This is a genomic window from Mariniflexile maritimum (assembly GCF_009746565.1).
In the GTDB taxonomy this organism is placed as follows: Bacteria; Bacteroidota; Bacteroidia; order Flavobacteriales; family Flavobacteriaceae; genus Mariniflexile; species Mariniflexile maritimum.
Genome location: NZ_WRPN01000002.1, coordinates 445334 through 465745, shown reverse-complemented (window position 1 = coordinate 465745; position 20412 = coordinate 445334). Strand labels below are relative to the sequence as shown.

The following is a 20412-nucleotide window of genomic DNA, read 5'->3' as shown; positions in this document are numbered from 1 at the left end:
AAAAATATGTAGGTTTGTATAAATTAATTCGTTTTATGAGACTCATTTGTATTTCCCTCTTGTCCATTGCCCTTTTTAGCTGTTCAAACACCTATTCAAAACGTGTAAACCTTATTGATTTTGTTCCAGAAAATGCATCCATTATTATAAGAACAACCAATGTTGAAGATTTAAAAAGCAGCATCAACAACAGCGACTTTTTAGATAAGTTCTCAAAAACGCCTGCCTACAAAAATTTAGAATCGAAATTAGAGAACCTAAAACTTTTAAAACCCACCGGCGAATTGCTTATTTGCTTTTCAAAAGATGGCAACGATAGCCTTCAATACAGCTTCATAACAAAATACAGTGCACAACTGTTTAAAACCGATTCGCTAAAGAATTATGTCGAGGAAACACTCACCTACGAAACCGAAACGCTAAAAAAATCAACCTACAAGAACCATATTTTTTATAGCACGGTTATAGACAGTACCTTTTTTGCCTCATCTTCAAAAAACGTGGTACAAAATGTTTTTATGAACACGAACCTGAACGAAGAATTGGTTAAAATTTACAATGCCACCAGTAACGACAAAACATTTTCGGTATTTATTAAAGCCCATTCGCCGTTTGTAAAATCGTTTTTTATTGAACCATCCTTAAACTTGAAAACTTTTACAAGCTACATTGCCATGGATGTGGACGTAAACCAAGATGCCATTTACATAAACGGATTGACCAAAGCGAACGACTCGACAAAAAGTGCCATCAACATTTTTAAGAACACCATCCCGCAAGAAAACCAACTACAAAACATAGCCCCAATGGACAGCGATGGCTTTTTAAGCCTCACTTTTAAGAACTATAAGAATTTTGAAAAGAACCAAATGGCATATAGAAAAACCGATTCCATAGCCAGTACCGCCCTTTTTGATGCCATAGTAGAAGTAGGCGTGGTTTATAAAGCCGAAAACCGAGCGGTTATTTTAAACTCATTGGACGTTATTAACACAGAAGATGCGCTTATTGGCGAGCGCACGCCCATTGAATCGTTTAGAGGCATTGATATTTTCAGTTTTAGCAAACCCCAATTGTTCTATAAAACCTTTTCCCCCTTCATCAGCTTTAAAAACGCCACCAAGTATTGCGAGCTCGACACTTTTTTTGTGTTTTCAGACAATATGGCGATGCTGCAAAACATCATTTCCAACTACCAGAACCAAACCACTTACAGCGAACAGGATGCGTTTAAAACCATAAAAAAACAGCTTAGTAATGCCTCATCATTGCTATTTGTAACAAACAGCAACACTTTAAAAACGGTTTTGAACAGCAATTTTAATGGCGAATTGGATGGCTATTTCGGCAATTACACCACTTCGGCACTACAATTTATATACGACAGTAATTTTGCCCATGTAAACGCCATTGTAAAAAAGAGCAAAACCCGCGCCGTTCAAAATTCGGTTTCAGAAGAATGGAACATTAAATTGGCTTCCGATATTTTAAACCAGCCACAATTTGTAACCAATCATTTAACCAAAGAGAAGGAAATCGTGGTGCAAGATGTAAAAAACAACCTGTACCTAATTTCAAACAAAGGTAAAATTATTTGGAAAAAACAACTGGAGGGCGCAGTTTTAGGAAGTGTCGAGCAAATTGATATTTTTAAAAATGGCCGCCTGCAACTTGCCTTTGCAACAACAAACCGCGTGTATGTGATTGATAGGGACGGTAAGGATGTTGCGCCTTTCCCAGGGAAATTCAATGATGAGATCACACAGCCCCTAGCCGTTTTTGATTACGACAAAAACAAGGATTACAGGCTCATGGTAACCCAAGGAAAAAACATTTTGGTTTATGATGCCAACCTAAAAACAGTAAATGGCTTCAACTTTAAAGCTGCCGATGATGCCATTATTGCCCAACCAAAACATTTTAGAATGGGCAGTACCGACTATTTAGTGCTTAAATCGAAAAACAAACTATATATTTTGGACCGCACAGGCAACCCACGAATTACGCCAAAAACGACACAAACATTTTCAAACCAGCCCATTTTCCTTAACAATAATGCATTTACCACCACCACTTCAAATGGCAACATTATAGCGGTTGATGCCAAAGGGCGCGTTTCAACCCAAAACTTAAACCTTTCGGAAAAGCATGGTATCGATGCTTCCAGCAAAACGTTGGTTGCCCAAAGCGAAAACAAACTTTCTATAAAAAACAACGCCATTGAAATTGATTATGGCACTTACACCGCACCCAGCCTATTTTACCTTAACGACAAGATTTATGTTTCCATAACCGATTTACAAACCCAAAAAGTATTCCTGTACGATAGCCAAGGTAATTTATTGCCCAATTTTCCGGTTTACGGAAATTCAGCCATCGCTCTAGACCAAGTTGACCGCAGCAAAAACTTAAAATTTGTTACCAAGGGCGAAACCAACGCCATTTTACTTTACCAGCTAAATTAACATGCCTAACACATTCATATACAATGGGCTATGCCGAAATTTTTTTTTAAATCCATCTTTTTGATGAAAAGTATAGTTATCTTTAGGCCGCTATTAATCAATTAATCCAAAATCAAGATGAAACCTAACATCATCATATTGCTCTGTGCCCTCTTCGTGGGTTCGTTAGTAGACGGCCAAAATGCCTGCGACAGTTATTTTCCTTTTAAAAAAGACATTCAGTTTGAAATTACAAGCTACAACCCTAAAGGAAAAAAAGAAAGCGTAGCCAGTTATAAGGTGCTTAACATTGAAAACAATACAGCTACCATTGAAACGCAAGTTTCCGATGATAAGGGCAAAGACCTAACCACCTCAACATTTCAAGTAACCTGCAACGGCGACGGCATTTCAATCGATTTTAAATCGCTGATGAATGCCGAATTAATGAAACAATATAAAGATGTAGATTTAGAAATGACCGGAACCAATCTGGAATTTCCCAACGATTTAAAAGTTGGGCAAACCCTAAACGATGCCAACCTTAAAATGACAATGGATATGGGCGGTATGAAAATGAACATGACCGTTGATATTACCAACCGAAAGGTAAATGCCAAGGAAAGCATAACCACCCCAGCCGGAACGTTTAACTGTTATGCCATAAGCTCTAATTCGGAAACAAAAATGGGCTTAAAAATGATGTTTGAAATTAAAGAATGGGTTGCCGAAGGCATGGGCGTTATTAAAAGCGAGACCTACAACAAAAACGGCAAACTTATGGGCTATACCGAGCTTACTAGTATCAACAAATAAACCAACTAAGCAAAAAGTCCTCAAATCTGGGAGCGTCAAAGTTTATCTTTGGCGTTCTTTTTTATGTTTTTTTCTGTTGAAATCACTACTATTGTAACCTTAATAAAAAACCATGATTACTAGAAAGAACGCATCCATTTCAAAATTCATCATCCATAAGGTTGGCAACAAATTTAACGATACCAAAAACGCCTTTTCAGAAAAACTGGTCGATTTTGATGAAGTCAGCTACGACCTCATGCTGCCATTTCTATTACGCCCGTTTGGAAGCGTTGTACAAAGCTACCGGTTTAACCACCATGCCAACATTTCATTAAACGAAATAAACAGCTATTGCACACAAATTTTTAATGATGAAGATGCTTTTATAGACGTTTCAAAACACATTGTTACCCATTTATACGAACAATCAACATCGGCACAAATAAAAACGGGCGATGTACTTATTGTGATGTTTGAAGGCATCGAGTTTAATGAGATCACAACCAATGCCATTGGAATTTTCAAAATTGAAAACAAAGTCAATTTCTTTCAAACCTACTTAGAAAACAACAGCTACGATGTGTTGGTGCAAAAAGGCATTTCATCAAAAAAAGTTGATAAAGGCTGCCTTATTTTAAACCAGACCGATACCGAGGGCAACATCATTTTAAGTGTTGACAACAACAGCTACGATGCCCAATATTGGCTAAACCAGTTTTTAAACATCAAATATGCCGATGATGCCAACAACCACACCCAACAATACATAGCGCTGTGCAAAGATTTTTCGACCGAAATTCTAAAACCTACCTATGGCGCCCAAGAACAAAACATTTTTTTAGCAAAAACCATCGATTTTTTCAAGGAAAATGAAGTAGTGAACCTAGAGCGTTTTAAAGAAGAACTTTTTGAAGAAGACAAGCACAAAAACCTGTTCGACGATTATAAAAAAACCTTTGAAGACGAGCAAAACATTGTTTTGAGAAACCAGTTTGATGTAGCTGAAAGCGTTGTGAACAAAGAAAAAAAGAAGATTAAAACCGATATAAAACTAGACACCAACATACAAATTAAACTGGACATTGATGCCCCCGATGCCTCTGCCGAATATTTAGAGCGCGGTTATGACAACGAAAAGAAAATGCACTTTTACAAGGTGTTCTTTAATGTGGAAACTTAAATTTATAGAGCCAGATTCTGTACCCAAGACATAAAAAAAACCTCCACATTTCCGTGAAGGCTTGATTTTTCTAGTAGCGGGAACTGGACTCGAACCAGTGACCTTCGGGTTATGAGCCCGACGAGCTACCTACTGCTCTATCCCGCGATATATACAAAAACAGTTGACTTAGCTTTTAACTTTCGGTTCATAATGCCGACATAACTGTTTCGGATTGCAAATATACAACCCTTTTTAATTCCTGCAATAATAAAATTATAAAATATTATTGATCTATGCTATCTGCCTGAAAATCTACCAATTCAGCATCAATAAATTGAACCGTAACTTGTATGGGGTTACAGCATACTTCGCAATCTTCAATATATGCTTGTTTGGAAACCGATGCGTCCAACAGCATCGAAATAGGCTCCCAACAATACGGACAGGTAAAATGGTGTTCAAACATCGCTCACAATTTAAAACAAAAACGGCCAACTATGTTGCTGGCCGTTGGTTTGTGTTTTATTTAAAATACTAATCTTTTTCAATATCCAAAATAGCGGTAGCATTTTGTGTTTGAACTTGTAAAATATTAGGGGGCGTTTTACCCGAAACACTTATGTACTCTTGATTCAGGTTATTATCGCTCACCATTATGGTATTTAATTTTTTTAAACTTATAAAGGCCAATGGCAAATCGCCAGTGAGTTGGTTTGTTGATAGGATAAGCTCTTCCAAATTGGTTAATTGGGCAATCTCAACGGGTATTTCCCCCTCCAATTTATTGTCCATCAAACTTAATTTTTCAAGTTTTGATAATGCATAAATGTTGTTTGGAATGGTGCCCGTTAAAAAATTGCTTCCTAATAAAAGTTCTTTTAAATTGGTTAATTCCATTAAGGCCTGCGGAATGTTGCCTTCAAATTTATTGCTGTAAAGCTTTAATGTTTCCAGGTTTTTCAATTCGCCCAATTCTGATGGGATGGCGCCCTCAAAACCATTCATAAACAATTCCAATGATTTTAATTCCTTTAAGTTCTTTATTGATGAAGGAAGCGCACCTGATAGTTTATTAAACCCTAAATTAATTTTTCTTAGATAAATAAGGTTTCCTAGCTCTTGTGGCAATGTGCCCTGAAGATTGTTAAACTGTAAATTGATTTCTACAATTTTATCGTTTTCAACCTTAATGCCGTACCATGAATTTACGGGCGCATCTAAATTCCAGGTTGAATTCCATTGGCTGCCATTGGTGGCTTTATAAAGTGCCATTAAGGCGTCTTTTTCGTTTATAGAAATGCTGGCGAAGGAAAGGGCGGTTATAAAAAAAGACATAACCAAAAGTGTAAAAGTCTTCATGTTGAATAAATTTGGGATTAATTCTAACACGAATGTACTACCTAAATCGACTAAAAACTATTTTATTCGATGAAATGCATATTATTTTAACAATTACGCATCGATGAACTGTTCAATCTCTAATTGTACAGCTTCCCATTTTTCCATGGCGCTCTGTAAATTAGCCTTCAACTTTTGATAATTTTCAAAGAAATTTGGTTTGGCCGAAGTTGCTTCGTAATTGGTTTCGAGCTCTAAGTCCAGTTTTTTGATTTCGCGTTCCAGTTGATTAATTTCTGCTTCCACATTACTTAACCGATTGTTTAAGGATTTTAGCTTTTTTTGATCTTCATAAGATTGCTGTTTCTTTTCCTTCGGAACTTCTTTAATCACGGTACGTTTCTCGACCTCGCGTAAGCTTTCAACATTGCGCTGTTCTAGGTAATAGTCAATATCGCCCAAATATTCCTTTAATTTATGGTCTTTAAATTCATAGACCCTATTGGTCAATCCTTGCAAAAAATCGCGGTCGTGCGAGACCAAAATCAAGGTGCCTCCAAATTTTTTCAAGGCTTCCTTTAAAACGTTTTTAGATTTGATGTCCAAGTGGTTGGTTGGCTCGTCCATAATTAGCACGTTAAAAGGCTGGAGCATGAGTTTGGCCAATGCCAACCGGTTGCGCTCGCCACCCGAAAGCACGCGCACATACTTTTCGGCTTCGTCGCCACGAAACAAAAACGAGCCCAAAATATCGCGTACTTTGCTTCTGTTGGTTTCGTTGGCAGCATCAATCATGGTATCTAACACGGTTTTGTTGCCATCCAAATACTCGGCTTGATTTTGGGCAAAATAACCAATCTGAACGTTATGCCCTAGCTTTACATGCCCATCGTATTTAATTTCGCCAACAATAATTTTTGCCAGGGTCGATTTACCTTGACCGTTTTGACCAACAAAGGCCGTTTTACTATCGCGTTCAATTAACAAACTTATGTTTTTCAAAACGTGGTTGTGACCATAGTTTTTTGAAACTTTATCCATTTCAACCACCACTTTTCCCGGGGTGATGGACACGGGGAAATGAAGGCTCATCACGCTGTTGTCGTCTTCATCTACTTCAATCCTATCAATTCTATCGAGTTTTTTTATAAGCGATTGTGCCATGGTTGCTTTTGATGCCTTGGCACGAAACTTTTCAATTAACTTTTCGGTTTGCTCAATTTGTTTTTGTTGGTTTTTTTGCGATGCCAACTGTTGTGTTCGCAATTCTTCACGCAACACCAAGAATTTAGAGTAGGGTTTGGGGTAATCGTATATTCTGCCCAAAGAAATCTCGATGGTTCTGTTGGTTACGTTGTCTAAAAACATTTTATCGTGCGAAACAATTACAACGGCACCCGGATAATTTTTTAAAAACCCTTCCAACCAAATAATAGATTCGATATCCAAATGGTTTGTTGGCTCATCAAGAAGCAATATATCGTTATTTTGAAGCAATAATTTAGCCAACTCGATACGCATACGCCAACCACCCGAAAACGTATCGGTAAGTTTGTTGAAATCGGCCCGTTTAAAGCCCAAACCTTGTAGGATTTTTTCGGTATCGCCTTGGTAACTATACCCTCCCAGTATTTCGTATTGGTGCTGAAGCTCGTTAACATCAACCATTAATTGGTGGTAACCGTCGCTTTCATAATCGGTACGGTGTGCCAAATCATTATTAACAACATCCATTTTTGCTTCCAGTTGCTTTAGTTCCGTAAAGGCTTCATACGCTTCTTCAAGTACGGTTCGTCCAAAAACAAAATCGATGTCTTGCTTTAAAAAACCTATTTTCAGTTCTTTATCGGCAGCAATTTGCCCGGTATCGGGCTCCATTTCCTTTGATAAAATTTTAAGCATGGTCGATTTCCCTGCGCCATTTTTTCCGATTAAACCAACGCGATCGCCGTTACCCAGCTTAAACGTAAGATCCTCAAATAGATATTCGCCTTGAAATGAAATCGATAAATTGTGAATGTTCATCATAAAAATGTAACTTTTGCTACAGAGCTTTAGTTTTTAACCTGTATTTTTGTTCTGTAAATGCGAACGCAAAAGTACATTAAATTATATGTTTAAAAAAGGCTCAAAATTATATAGTATTTTCTCCGGAAGTTGCCCTAGGTGCCATGAAGAATCGATGTTTAAAAACAAAAACCCCTATGTGCTTTCCGAACTCATGGCAATGCACGAAACTTGCAGTAATTGTGGCACCAAATACAAAATTGAACCATCGTTTTTTTATGGCGCCATGTACGTTAGTTACGCTGTGGGCATTGCGTTTGCAGTGGCTGCTTTTGTGATTTCGTTTGTGTTTTTAAAGGCAACTATTAATAGTGTATTTGCTTCCATTATTGCTACTTTAATTGTTTTTATGCCCATAATTATTAGATTATCGCGAAATATATGGATTAATCTTTTTATGCACTACGACAAAACATTATCAAAGAAAAACCAAGCATGAGTATAGGTATAGTACGTTTTTTGCACTTTGATTATTCGAGGATTTTTAAAAAAAAACTAACTATTTCTTTCTTAGCTTGATAACAAACTAAAAATTATTCTTCCATATCTTGGTGTTTGGCATAGTTTCGCCATTTTTCTATACACTGCAACATATCGTCTGGAATGGGTGTTTCAAATTGTAAAAAAGCCCCTGTTTTTGGGTGCACAAACCCTAAGGTTTTGGCGTGCAATGCTTGCCGGGACAAAATTTTAAAACAATTATCTACAAATTGTTTGTATTTGGTGAAGGTAGTGCCTTTTAATACTTTTTCACCACCGTAACGCTCGTCGTTAAACAGGGTATGCCCAATATGTTTCATGTGTACCCGTATTTGGTGTGTACGTCCTGTTTCCAGTTTGCAGGATACCAAAGTAACGTAGCCCAAGCGCTCTAAAACCTTGTAATGCGTAACGGCAGGCTTTCCCTTATCGGCTTCATCGCCTAAATAAACCGTATTTTGTAATCGGTTTTTGGGGTGTCTTCCTATATTTCCTTCCACGGTGCCTTCTTCGGCTTCCACATTGCCCCAAACTAGGGCAACATATTCGCGTTCGCTGGTTTTTTCGGCAAACTGTAACGATAAGTGCGCCATGGCGTGTTCGGTTTTGGCAATTACCAACAGGCCACTGGTGTCTTTATCGATGCGATGAACCAATCCTGGGCGCTCACTGGTGTTGTTTGGCAAATTTTCAAACCTATAAATCAATCCATTTATAAGCGTTCCCGAATAATTGCCGTGTCCGGGATGCACGACCATACCCGCTGGTTTGTTTACCACCAAAAGCTCCTCATCTTCATACACGATATCCAGCGGGATATTTTCACCAACCAACAAATTCTCGTGTGGCGGATGCGTAAATAGTACCCGAATATTATCGTAGGGCTTAACTTTGTAATTGGATTTTACGGCGGTTCCATTTACCACAATACTGCCGTTTTTTGCTGCTGCCTGAATTTTATTTCGGGTGGCGTTTTCAACGCGGTTCATTAAATATTTATCAATGCGCAATGGGGCTTGCCCTTTATCAACGTTAAATGCATGGTGTTCGTAAAGGTCGCTTTCATCGTCAATAAAATCGGGGGTATAATCTTCCATTATCATTATATGAACCACGAAAACACGCAGTAGGGGTTGTTTGAATGTGTTAGTTTAAATCAGAAGGCACTTCCTCTAATGGGGCATCTGTTAAAGTATCCTCGGTTTCCAATCCGGGTCTGTTGCCATTCCCCAATACCAAGTCGATGGCCGTTGTTTTTGGTAGCTTATCACCCTGCTTGATGTCTTTGCCCTTGTATTGCATTTGCAGTACCAAATCTTTTGCAATGTTATCCACATAGGTTAGTTTTCCAACTTTAAAACCCAAGGCTTCCAGGGTAGGCTTTGCCTGCCTAAATGTGCGTTCTATTAAATCGGGCACGCCAATTTTTCGGTAACCCGATGGATTCACGGTGATGTAAATTTTTCGGTCTTCCTTAACCTTTGCCCCGGCCGATGGGTCTTGGTCTATGACCGAAAAACGAGGATAATCGGGGTTAAAATTTGCGGAATCCTGAACTTGCATTATCAAATTATTCTGTTCCAATTCTAGTTGCGCCACGTTTAATGATTTTCCTTTTAAGTTGGGCACGGTTTCAAATTCGCCATGATTTGTTGTAAAGCGCAACCATTGCATCATCATAAAACTTAGCACAACCACGGCACCAGCTGCCAACAACAATTGTTTAAAAAACACTTTACTGGTAAGAAATTTAATAAGGCTCATTTATAGAATTTTCAATTAGGCAAATATATAAAAACAGAACTGTTTTTTCTTTTGCAATTTATGTGATATTTTAGCTTAACTTATAATACATACGTTTTATTGTGGGTTTTAGATTGAAAAGACGCGGGATACGGAAAAAAAGAAAATATAGAATTTGATGCCTCGGTTGAGGGAACGACAAAAAAACAGAATTTATGAAAAAAAATATTGCCATCATCATGGGAGGGTATTCAAGCGAATACGAAATCTCGTTAAAAAGCGGACAAGTAGTTTATGATTCCTTAGACGCTTCAAAGTATAACGCTTTCAAAATCCATATTTTTAAGGAGAAATGGGTATATGTTGATGGTGCCAATGCCGAATTCCCCATAGATAAAAACGACTTTTCGGTAACAATAAACCATGCGAAAATTACGTTCGACTGCGTTTTTAACGCCATTCATGGGTCGCCCGGGGAAGATGGTTTTATGCAAGCTTATTTTAAATTGCTTAACATGCCACATACCAGTTGCGATATGTACCAAGCGGCACTAACCTTTAACAAACGCGATTGTTTAAGTGTTTTAAAACCTTACGGCATCAAAACGGCCGAATCGTTTTATTTGAATTTTGGCGATGCCATTGATGAAAATGCCATTATTGCAAAAGTTGGCTTGCCCTGTTTTGTAAAGGCCAACAAAGCAGGCAGTAGTTTTGGCGTTACTAAAGTGCATAAAAAAGAGGACCTGAAAAACGCCATTTCAGTGGCTTTTAAGGAAGATGATGAAATTATTATTGAATCGTTTTTGGATGGCACCGAAGTTTCGGTAGGCGTTTTTAACTACAATGGGGAAACCAAAGTTTTGCCAATAACCGAAATTGTGAGCGAGAACGATTTTTTTGACTACGAAGCCAAATATTTAGGAAAATCTCAAGAAATAACCCCTGCTCGCATAACAAAAGAGGAAGAAACCAAAGTAAATGCCATCGCAAAAAAGGTATATGAGGTTTTAAAAATGACAGGTTTTAGCCGAAGCGAGTACATCTTTAAAAACGGCGAACCGCATTTGTTGGAAGTAAATACCGTACCCGGGTTAACCAAGGCCAGTATTTTTCCTCAGCAAGCAAAAGCCGCTGGAATAAGTTTAGAGGCACTATTTGGTAATGCAATTGAAACCTCGCTTAAAAACCACACCCTGAATGTTTCAAAAAGAGGGAAACTTTAACGAGAAGGGCATGAGCCTTAAAATTACTTGTAATAATTAGGTATCTTTGGTACATAATCAACAAAAAGATGCCTGCCTTCGCAAAAATATAAAAATGAAACGAGCCATATTTCCGGGATCTTTTGACCCCATAACCCTAGGACATTACGACATCATTAAACGTGGCATCACGCTTTTTGATGAAGTTATTGTAGCCATTGGCATTAATGCCGATAAAAACTACATGTTCTCGCTAGAAGAACGCATTCAGTTTATTGAAGATACCTTTGCCAACGAACCTAAAATCAAACTAATGACCTACCAAGGTTTGACCGTTGATTTTTGTAAAGATGTCGATGCCCATTTTATATTACGCGGCCTGCGCAATCCTGCCGATTTTGAGTTTGAAAAAGCCATTGCGCATACCAACAGGCACTTATCGACCATTGAAACGGTTTTTCTTTTAACGGCCTCTAAAACTTCTTATATTTCATCTTCCATAGTGCGCGATGTTATTAGAAACGGTGGCGATTACACCAAATTTGTACCCGATAGTGTTAAGGTGAAATAGGTTTTGGTTCCTCTTGGTTCCCGAAACAAAATTTCATCAGTAACATTTCAAACTATTCAATAATAAAAAAGTCTGCGTTTGCAGACTTTTCGAGTTAAAGTGGGGAGAGCAGGATTCGAACCTGCGAAGACTAAGTCAGCAGATTTACAGTCTGCCCTCGTTGGCCGCTTGAGTATCTCCCCAAAACCGTGCGCAAATATATTATAGTTTGTTAACTGTACAAAATAAAAAACGTGCAATTTTACAATTCATAACGCAACCTAAACGACACAAATAACGGTTGAATAAAATATTCGGTAGCGCTCACCGAAAACGCGTCGGTATTGCTATTGTTTTGCGACTTGGTATTGAACAAGTTAGTGGCTTTTACTTCGTATTCCAACTTGGCATCCTTATCTTTTCTGTATGATAAGGACGCGTTTAAAAATTGATAACTGTTGATGGTTTTTGTTTCGTTACTGAAATTATTATAACTGTAATCGGTTTTAAAGGTGAAGGTTTTAAAAATAAGGGCATCAAGTGCTACCGAAGGCGCTTTTGTGTAAAACTTCGTGTTGCTGTTGCTGTTGTCCTGTACGGTGTAGCGATAGCCCAGTTCAACATTGGGGGCCGTTTTAAAATTGGTACGCAGCTCGGTTCGGTAGGTTTGCGAAAAACCTTCGTTTACGGTTGGCTGGTTTTGGATAAACTGATTGAATTTGGAATAATTAAAATTTCCGCTAACCGATGCCCTAATTTTTCCAAAGGTACGCTGAAACCTGCCGTTGGCACTGGCACTTTCATCAGAAAGCCCCGAATTAAACGGCGAGCTAACACGTATCACACTTCCGGGTTCGAAAATTGAGACGTTGCGTATGTTATCGATGCTTTTGTTGTAATTGATGCTCGCATAAACATTGGTGTAATTAAACATGTTAAAACTGTAATAGGATAGATTTATGTTGTGCGACAGCGCACTGGCCAAATCTGGATTGCCCGAAAACAACGAACCATAACTATTTAGCACCAAACCACTTGCAAACTTTGACACATCGGTAAATTGGGTTTGCATTTGATAGTTTAAGGAAATCTGTTCACTTTTTTTCAATTGCATGAGCATATTAAAATCGGGCAAGAGCCTAAAAAAATTATCGGTGGTTGTTTGGGAAAATTGGGTGTTTTTTGCACTAAAACCATGAGCAGAAACACCCGGTGTAAACGTAAATATCCCCGATTTTAAACGGTAATGCATGCCCAAATACACATCGCTAAAAAGGTATTTGATTGCGTTTGTGTCGCGCCCCTCATTAATGGTTGGCGTTGGGTTGAAGATGGAGCCATCATCAAAAAACTGAAAAATATTGGAGTTGAACTTCTGGCTGCTCAATACGGTTCCGAATGTAAAATTAATATCGCTTTTTTTGTTCAAAATGTTCCAATAATCAAGCTTTGCATCCATTTTATTGGACTTCACCCGTTTATCCTGCCCTATTTTATACCCTATTTGCGCACCGTTCAACCCTAAATTATTGGCAGTGGCTTCATAATTATCCTTATCATCTAAAATAGCTTTGTAAAATGGGTCCTCATCCTGTAATAAATGCTGAACCTCTAACGCAAAAATATTGGTCGCATCGAGGGTGTAGTAATAATTAAGGTTTTGGTTGATGCTGAACGGACTTGAACGCTCCAACTCATTGATATTGCCTATTTTACTGGAAATCACGTTCTGGATTTGCGATTCTTTTGAAACCCTTCCCAATACATCATAATCCAACTGGTTGTTGCTGGTGGGCTTGTATTTACCCGATAGTTTTAGCATGCCCAAATCGCTTCGTTGGGTCGTATTGTTTTCCTTGTTTTCGTTTCTCGAAACATCGTTCAATATTTGTATATCGCTAATTTCGCGCATCTCGGTTTTATTGTTCGAAAATATGGCAAAACCACTCAAATCCAAGGTTTTATTGGGCGACCAGCTAAAATTGGCTGCCCCAAATTTGGTGTTTATTGCTTTGGCCCTATCATTTTGCACCGTTAAAAACCCTAAATTATTGCTTCCTAAGTTAATATTGGTGCCGCTACTCCTGCTGGGGCTCCTAAAACCGCCCGTAAAATTGAAATAATCACGGCGGGTAAAGGCAATTTCACCTATATTATTCAAATCGGCAATGGTGTTGATGCTGTATTTCGGACTGTAATAAAAGAGTTTTGGCTGAAACAGATACAGACCCTCTTGGTTGGATGCACCACCTCCTGCCGTGATATTTCCAAACCAAAAGTTTGTTTTACCTTCCTTTAACTTGATATTGATGGCCACATTATCTTGGTTGTTGGTAACACCACTTAATTGCCCAATTTCGGCATAATTTTTAAGCACCTGTACCTTATCAACCGCGTTTGAGGGAATGTTTTGGGTGGCCAATTTTGAGTCGCCATCAAAAAACTCCTTACCATCTACCATCACTTTTGAAACTACTTTTCCTTCAACCTGTATTTGTCCGTCGTCATTAATTTCAACCCCGGGCAAATTTTTAAGTACATCGCCCAATTTTCGTTCGGTACCTTTATTAAACGAATCGGCGTTATAGATCATGGTATCGCCCCTCACCACTACGGGCATCTCGTAAACCAAATTCACTTCATCTAGGGTATTGTCATTTTTTAAACTGAAATTTTTAACAACATCGGTTTCCTTGGTTTGAAAAAGTTCCTCGCCCGTTTTCATGCCAATGTAACTTACTTGGAGTTTATAAGAGGTGTTCTTTTTCAAAATAAGCTTGAAACGCCCGTCGTTATTGGCTATACCGTAGGCATCCAAGGCTTTGGTTTCTTGGTTTATGGCTACCACATTGGCGAGTTCTAGTGGGTTTCCAATGCTGTCTCTTACGGTGCCTTCCAGTTTAACCTGTGCAAAAACGCTACTTACCATTCCTAATAGTAGCGCGGTGATTAGAAGTTTCTTCACAACAAACAATTAGTTCCTGCCAGGGCCACCATTACCACCACGGCTACTTCGGAAATTTTCGCGCATTTCCTCAATTTTCTTTTTTTGAAGTACGCTGTATGCTTCTTTGGTAATTTCCTTGCCTTTTGAAGGCACTTTTATAGCATCCTTTTCCTCGGGATTCAAAACTATTTTAGAACATAGGATGGTGGTTCTATCGGCAGATACTTCTAAAATTAAACCGGGAAGCCCCCAATACACATCGGGTCCTTGACTAACCGGGATTTGCATGGTGTACCAAGCCACTATTTGGATTTCTTTGGTGAGTGTTGCCTCATTTTCGTTGTCTGCAGGTGGCCTTCCAAAATTTCCAAAAGGGGCTGCATCAACAGTTTTGGTCAAGGTTGCCTTAAAGCAGGTGTATTGCCCAATTTGTTTGGTTTCGCCTGCCATTTGCCAATCAAGTTTTGGTAGCGAATCTTTAATTAAAAACTGTTTCCCAAAAAGTTCCTGTTCTTGCAACAGCATTTGATTTTTTACGTTTTTATATTGAGGGCCACCCGTAAAATTGCCCATCATGGCACCAAAACGTCCGCCTCCTGCCCCTGGGGCATCTAGTTTTTCTTCTTCTTTATAAAGAGATTCCGATTGGTTGAAGGTTAAGATATATGTTTTTTCCAACATGCTTTTCATACGTTCTGCAATTTGCTTCTTTTGGTCTTCACTCATACCACTGCGCCCAAAATTGCTCATATCCATTGAGGTTTTAGATTCGTAGTAGGCTTTCCCCTGAAAATCTTTTTGGGCAAAAGCAAAAACAGAGACCAAAAATGATAAACAGAAGGTGGTGGTTTTAATTAAATTGGGTTTCATAAATACGGGCTTAAAATTGAAATCTAAAAATATAACATTAAATGACTTAGACTTAAAAAATCGCATTTAGTTTAGCAAGCAAAATGTTAAAGTGTTCTTAAAAATTGGCAGATTGATTTTTAATTTGGGCAGCCTTCATGAATTTTTGAAACTGCTTCAAAATTTAAAATCATTTTCCGATTTGTAACTAATTTGGTTTTTGTATTTTTCGCTTTACAATGAAAAATGCAATTTACATACTTATAGTTTGTTGGTTTTCAGTTTATTCACAAGAACAAATTGAGGCCACTTTGATAAACAAAACCGCGTTTCAAGCAGATGCCGTTGTGGACGTTACCAATTTTAACACGACGTTTTACATTTTAAACAATGTGCTTTTGAAACATAACGAAGATGAACCAAAAGAGAATGACCTTGGGTATAACAATTTTCAATTGGGCAACATTACGTCCGTTAACACTTTTAACCCTTTAAAAATCAATATGTTTTACAAAGATTTTAATACGGTTGTCGTTTTGGACAATCGGTTGGCCGAAATATTCAAAATAGACTTTAATTCACTCGCCGATTATAAAAATATATCGCATGTTACAACGGGCTCGGACAATACGTTATGGGTTTTTAACGAGAACACCCAACAATTGGAGCTTTTCGATTACAAAACCAACACCACGCGCGCCAAAACATTGCCCATAAAGCATCCTGTTTTGGCTATGAAAAGCAATTATAATTATTGCTGGCTATTAACCGAAGCCTTTATTTACAAATATGACTATTTTGGAAATCTTTTAAACAAGGCCAAAAACGAAGGCTTTACTGCTATGGCACTAAAAGATGAAGATTTGGTGCTTAAAAAAAACAAGGCTCTTTTCTATTTAAAAAAAGAAACCGAAAACCCCATACCCATTGCTTTGCCCAATTTGTTAATAAATGGTTTTTTTGCAACCAACGAAACCTTGTATATTTACAACCTTAAAACACTATTTGAATACCAATTAAAAATCGACTAAACCATGCACATTGCTATTGCCGGAAATATTGGCGCAGGAAAAACAACACTCACAAAACTTCTTGCAAAACATTACAAATGGGAGCCACAACTTGAAGATGTGGTGGACAATCCGTATTTAGACGATTTTTACAATCAAATGGAACGTTGGAGCTTCAACCTACAGGTTTACTTTTTAAATAGTAGGTTTAGGCAGGTTTTGCAAATTCGCGAAAGCGGAAAAGACATTATTCAAGACCGCACTATTTATGAAGATGCCCATATTTTTGCACCCAATTTGCATGCCATGGGTTTGATGACCAATAGGGATTATGAAAATTACAAATCGCTTTTCGACTTAATGGAATCGCTGGTTCAAGGCCCAGATGTATTGATTTATTTACGAAGCACCATACCCAATTTAGTAGCTCAAATTCACAAACGGGGTCGCGATTACGAAAATTCGATAAGCATTGATTATTTAAGCCGTTTGAACGAACGCTACGAGGCCTGGATACATGGCTACAATAAAGGGAAACTATTAATTATTGATGTTGATAAACTGGACTTTGTTGACAACCCCGAAGATTTGGGGTTTGTTATCAATACCATTGATGCGGAGATTAACGGGTTGTTTTGATTCCCCATTGCTTCTATACCTAAATTACAAAATAAAAAACCACGCTTTTAACGGCGTGGTTTTTTGTTCTATAAAAGTTATATATCTAATTAACAACAGAAGCTTCTTTTTCTAAAGTGCCCATGGTAGCTACCTTGGCTTTCACTTCGGCCTCATCACCTTGAAACGTTTCGTAAGTAGTTGATGTAATGCCGTTTTCTTCAACTATGGTGGTTACAACAGCTTTTACACTACCATCCTCATTGGTGTGCATCGTTACTTTAACGTCTTTTGTAACCTCAACTTTTTCGGTCGCTTGATCGGAAACATAGGCCGTAACCACTTCAGAGGTCAAGGCAATACTTGGCGCTATTACCAAAGCAACCACACTCATTAATTTTAATAAAATATTCAATGAAGGGCCAGAAGTATCTTTAAACGGATCGCCTACGGTATCGCCAACAACGGCAGCTTTGTGCGCATCGGTTCCTTTTTTACCTTGCTCTTCAATGGTTTTTTTCGCATTGTCCCAAGCACCGCCAGCATTCGATTGGAAAATCGCCATCAACACACCGCAGGTTGTAACGCCCGCCAGCAAACCACCTAACATTTCGGCACCACCAATAAAACCAACGGCCACAGGTACCAAAATGGCCAACAACCCGGGCAAGACCATTTCTTTAATAGATGCTTTTGTTGATATGGCAACACATTTTTCATATTCAGCGTAGCCATCAGCAGCATCAAAAATGGCACGGTCTTCAGGAGTTGCCTTGCTCATATCAGAATCATATTTACGCATCACCGTTAGGGCTGCTTTTAACTGCGGAATATCCCTAAACTGGCGACGTACTTCTTCAATCATCGCCATTGCAGCACGACCAACAGCGTTCATTGACAGGGCTGAAAACACAAACGGCAACATGCCGCCCACTAACAAACCTGCCATAATATCGGGTTTAGAAACATCAATGGCCTTTACATTTGCCGTATGCATAAACGCAGCAAACAAAGCTAATGCCGTTAATGCCGCAGAAGCAATTGCAAAACCTTTACCAATAGCGGCCGTAGTGTTTCCAACAGCATCTAATTTATCGGTACGTTGGCGCACTTCTTTGGGCAATTCGGCCATTTCAGCAATACCACCCGCATTATCAGAAATGGGCCCATAAGCATCAACCGCCAATTGAATACCTGTATTTGCCAACATGCCCACTGCTGCTATGGCTATACCATATAAGCCAGCAAAATGGTGCGACACCAAGATAGCTGCAGCAATCAACAAAATAGGAATCATGGTGGACATCATCCCGATACCCAAACCGGCGATAATATTGGTAGCAGCACCCGTTTCCGACTGTCTTACAATGGAGTTTACTGGTTTTTTTCCTGTTCCTGTATAATATTCGGTTATTTTGCCCACTGCCAAACCAGCTACCAAACCAGCTATTGTAGCCCAAAACACACCCATTGAAGTATAAACAACGCCTTCAAAATCCCATGTAGCAGGAAGCATTTCTTGAATAATAAAATAGGAAGCCAGCACCATTAATCCTGCTGAACCAAATTCGCCAATATTTAATGCCGATTGTGGGTTTCCACCATCTTTTACTTTCACAAAAAATGTCCCAATAATAGACATGATGATTCCAACAGCTGCCAATACCAAAGGTAAATAAACAGCACCCATACCGCCAAACCCTGGGGTAATGATGATGGCACCTAAAACCATGGTTCCTATAATGGATCCAACGTACGATTCAAATAAATCGGCACCCATACCAGCAACATCGCCCACGTTATCACCCACGTTATCTGCAATAGTTGCAGGATTTAAGGGATGATCTTCAGGAATACCTGCTTCAACTTTACCTACTAAATCGGCACCCACATCGGCTGCTTTTGTATATATACCGCCACCAACACGTGCAAATAAGGCAATGGAGGACGCTCCTAAAGAAAATCCAGAAAGGACATTTAATACCATGACCAAATTAGCTTCACCGGGCCAAATTTGTTGATAGATTGCAAAAAGGCCACTTAAGCCCAATACACCAAGTCCAACAACCCCCAAGCCCATTACGGCACCACCGGCAAACGCCACTTCCAAGGCTTTCCCTAACGACGTTCTCGCGGCTTGTGTGGTTCGCACATTGGCCTTAGTTGCTACTTTCATGCCAATAAAACCAGCTAAAGCAGAACAAATAGCCCCAACTATAAAAGAAACAGCGACCATCCAATGGGATATTGGCATATTTGTTTGTGGGTCTAATTGCTGAAATTCACTATGTCCTTTAAAAAATAACAAAACTGCCACCGCCACTACAAAAACCGCTAAAATTTTATATTCAGCTTTAAGGAATGACATGGCACCATCGGCAATACTTTTGGCAATCCGAATCATTTTCTCACTTCCTTGCTCTTGCTTTGCTACCCAAGCACTTTTAAAAAATACAAATGCCAATCCTAAAACACCGAAAAGTGGCAATAATTTCACTATTAATTCCATATTAGTTAAGTTAGTTTAAATTAATCTTTTTTTAAGTGGGGCTAAAAATAGTAAAATATAAGTGATAAAAAAAACCACCTTTAGTTAAAGATGGTTCATTTTTTTTTATAAAAATTAAGAATTCAACAATTATATGGTGAAGGTTCTTTTTTTCTTGTGGTCGCTTTCTTCATAACGTTTTACACATTCATGATATATGGCAATGGCCGCTTCTGCATTGCCCCATCCGCCGGTATCCACTTTTTTCTTTTCCAAATCTTTATATACCTGAAAAAAGTGTTCAATTTCCTTTAGCCTGTGAGGGTTTAGGTCGCTAATATCATCTTTATTGCTCCAAATAGGGTCTGAAACTGGCACGCAAATAATTTTCTCGTCGGGTCCTTTTTCATCGGTCATGTAAAACACCCCAATAGGCCTTACTTCCATAACCACCATGGGATAGGTTGGCTGGTGCCCTAAAACCAACACGTCTAGCGGGTCTTGGTCCAAGGCCAATGTTTCTGGGATAAAGCCATAATCGCCCGGATACATCATGGATGAAAACAACATGCGGTCGAAACGGATTTTATGTAACGTAAAATCATATTCGTACTTGTTTCGGCTTCCTTTTGGTATTTCAATTAGCACATCAAATGTTACTATTTTTTTTTCGCTCATGATATTTTTTTCAATTTTTAGGACTGCAAATGTAC

General features: G+C 38.6%; 17 protein-coding genes and 2 tRNA genes. 8 read left to right on the top strand and 11 right to left on the bottom strand.

Features of this window, described 5'->3' with window-relative positions:
* Positions 1–35: 35 nt before the first annotated feature.
* The 3 genes from GQO80_RS04845 to GQO80_RS04835 all read left to right on the top strand — a co-directional run bounded on the left by GQO80_RS04845 (position 36) and on the right by GQO80_RS04835 (position 4422).
* Positions 36–2465, top strand: coding sequence for a PQQ-binding-like beta-propeller repeat protein (locus tag GQO80_RS04845; RefSeq protein WP_157207193.1), 2430 nt, complete (start codon positions 36–38; stop codon positions 2463–2465).
* 117 nt (positions 2466–2582) lie between these two features.
* A complete protein-coding gene (locus tag GQO80_RS04840; protein WP_157207192.1) occupies positions 2583–3260 on the top strand; it encodes a TapB family protein in 678 nt (225 codons plus the stop codon).
* 112 nt (positions 3261–3372) lie between these two features.
* The gene (locus GQO80_RS04835; protein ID WP_157207191.1) at positions 3373–4422 is read left to right on the top strand and encodes a nucleoid-associated protein; all 1050 of its coding nucleotides are present in this window, start codon (positions 3373–3375) and stop codon (positions 4420–4422) included.
* 74 nt (positions 4423–4496) lie between these two features.
* Here the strand turns inward: GQO80_RS04835 and GQO80_RS04830 are convergent.
* The 4 genes from GQO80_RS04830 to GQO80_RS04815 form a co-directional block, all read right to left on the bottom strand.
* A tRNA-Met gene (locus GQO80_RS04830) sits at positions 4497–4569 on the bottom strand.
* 118 nt (positions 4570–4687) lie between these two features.
* Complete coding sequence (locus tag GQO80_RS04825; protein ID WP_157207190.1) at positions 4688–4870, bottom strand: CPXCG motif-containing cysteine-rich protein; 183 nt, start codon at positions 4868–4870, stop codon at positions 4688–4690.
* A 68-nt stretch (positions 4871–4938) separates the two neighbouring features.
* Positions 4939–5763 (bottom strand): leucine-rich repeat domain-containing protein, encoded by an 825-nt coding sequence (locus GQO80_RS04820; protein ID WP_157207189.1) that lies wholly within the window; start codon positions 5761–5763, stop codon positions 4939–4941.
* Positions 5764–5856: 93 nt separating this feature from the next.
* Positions 5857–7770 (bottom strand): ABC-F family ATP-binding cassette domain-containing protein, encoded by a 1914-nt coding sequence (locus GQO80_RS04815; RefSeq protein WP_157207188.1) that lies wholly within the window; start codon positions 7768–7770, stop codon positions 5857–5859.
* An 85-nt stretch (positions 7771–7855) separates the two neighbouring features.
* Between GQO80_RS04815 and GQO80_RS04810 the strand changes: the two genes are divergently transcribed.
* Complete coding sequence (locus GQO80_RS04810) at positions 7856–8248, top strand: DUF983 domain-containing protein (RefSeq protein WP_157207187.1); 393 nt, start codon at positions 7856–7858, stop codon at positions 8246–8248.
* Between the two features lie 94 nt (positions 8249–8342).
* On the opposite strand, the gene GQO80_RS04805 is transcribed toward GQO80_RS04810, so the two are convergent.
* Together GQO80_RS04805 and GQO80_RS04800 are read right to left on the bottom strand one after the other, a co-directional pair.
* Positions 8343–9386, bottom strand: coding sequence for an RluA family pseudouridine synthase (locus GQO80_RS04805; protein ID WP_157207186.1), 1044 nt, complete (start codon positions 9384–9386; stop codon positions 8343–8345).
* Positions 9387–9435: 49 nt separating this feature from the next.
* Positions 9436–10053 (bottom strand): PASTA domain-containing protein, encoded by a 618-nt coding sequence (locus GQO80_RS04800; RefSeq protein ID WP_157207185.1) that lies wholly within the window; start codon positions 10051–10053, stop codon positions 9436–9438.
* 194 nt (positions 10054–10247) lie between these two features.
* On the opposite strand from GQO80_RS04800, the gene GQO80_RS04795 reads away from it, so the two are divergent.
* Entirely contained in the window at positions 10248–11258 is a 1011-nt protein-coding gene (locus GQO80_RS04795; protein ID WP_157207184.1) for a D-alanine--D-alanine ligase, read from the top strand.
* Between the two features lie 94 nt (positions 11259–11352).
* A complete protein-coding gene (gene coaD, locus GQO80_RS04790; RefSeq protein ID WP_157207183.1) occupies positions 11353–11808 on the top strand; it encodes a pantetheine-phosphate adenylyltransferase in 456 nt (151 codons plus the stop codon).
* A gap of 100 nt (positions 11809–11908) precedes the next feature.
* Here coaD and GQO80_RS04785 read toward each other — a convergent pair.
* From GQO80_RS04785 to GQO80_RS04775, 3 genes are all read right to left on the bottom strand, one after another.
* Positions 11909–11990, bottom strand: a tRNA-Tyr gene (locus GQO80_RS04785).
* A 59-nt stretch (positions 11991–12049) separates the two neighbouring features.
* Positions 12050–14752 carry a carboxypeptidase regulatory-like domain-containing protein gene (locus tag GQO80_RS04780; protein WP_394350995.1) on the bottom strand — a complete coding sequence of 901 codons (2703 nt, stop codon included), beginning with the start codon at positions 14750–14752 and terminating at the stop codon, positions 12050–12052.
* A 9-nt stretch (positions 14753–14761) separates the two neighbouring features.
* The gene (locus GQO80_RS04775; RefSeq protein WP_157207182.1) at positions 14762–15604 is read right to left on the bottom strand and encodes a GLPGLI family protein; all 843 of its coding nucleotides are present in this window, start codon (positions 15602–15604) and stop codon (positions 14762–14764) included.
* A gap of 218 nt (positions 15605–15822) precedes the next feature.
* On the opposite strand from GQO80_RS04775, the gene GQO80_RS04770 reads away from it, so the two are divergent.
* Both GQO80_RS04770 and GQO80_RS04765 read left to right on the top strand, forming a co-directional pair.
* Positions 15823–16614 (top strand): hypothetical protein, encoded by a 792-nt coding sequence (locus GQO80_RS04770; RefSeq protein WP_157207181.1) that lies wholly within the window; start codon positions 15823–15825, stop codon positions 16612–16614.
* Positions 16615–16617: 3 nt separating this feature from the next.
* Positions 16618–17232 carry a deoxynucleoside kinase gene (locus GQO80_RS04765; RefSeq protein WP_157207180.1) on the top strand — a complete coding sequence of 205 codons (615 nt, stop codon included), beginning with the start codon at positions 16618–16620 and terminating at the stop codon, positions 17230–17232.
* Between the two features lie 85 nt (positions 17233–17317).
* On the opposite strand, the gene GQO80_RS04760 is transcribed toward GQO80_RS04765, so the two are convergent.
* Both GQO80_RS04760 and GQO80_RS04755 read right to left on the bottom strand, forming a co-directional pair.
* A complete protein-coding gene (locus GQO80_RS04760) occupies positions 17318–19720 on the bottom strand; it encodes a sodium-translocating pyrophosphatase (RefSeq protein WP_157207179.1) in 2403 nt (800 codons plus the stop codon).
* A 129-nt stretch (positions 19721–19849) separates the two neighbouring features.
* Positions 19850–20377 carry an inorganic diphosphatase gene (locus GQO80_RS04755; RefSeq protein WP_157207178.1) on the bottom strand — a complete coding sequence of 176 codons (528 nt, stop codon included), beginning with the start codon at positions 20375–20377 and terminating at the stop codon, positions 19850–19852.
* Positions 20378–20412: the final 35 nt, after the last annotated feature.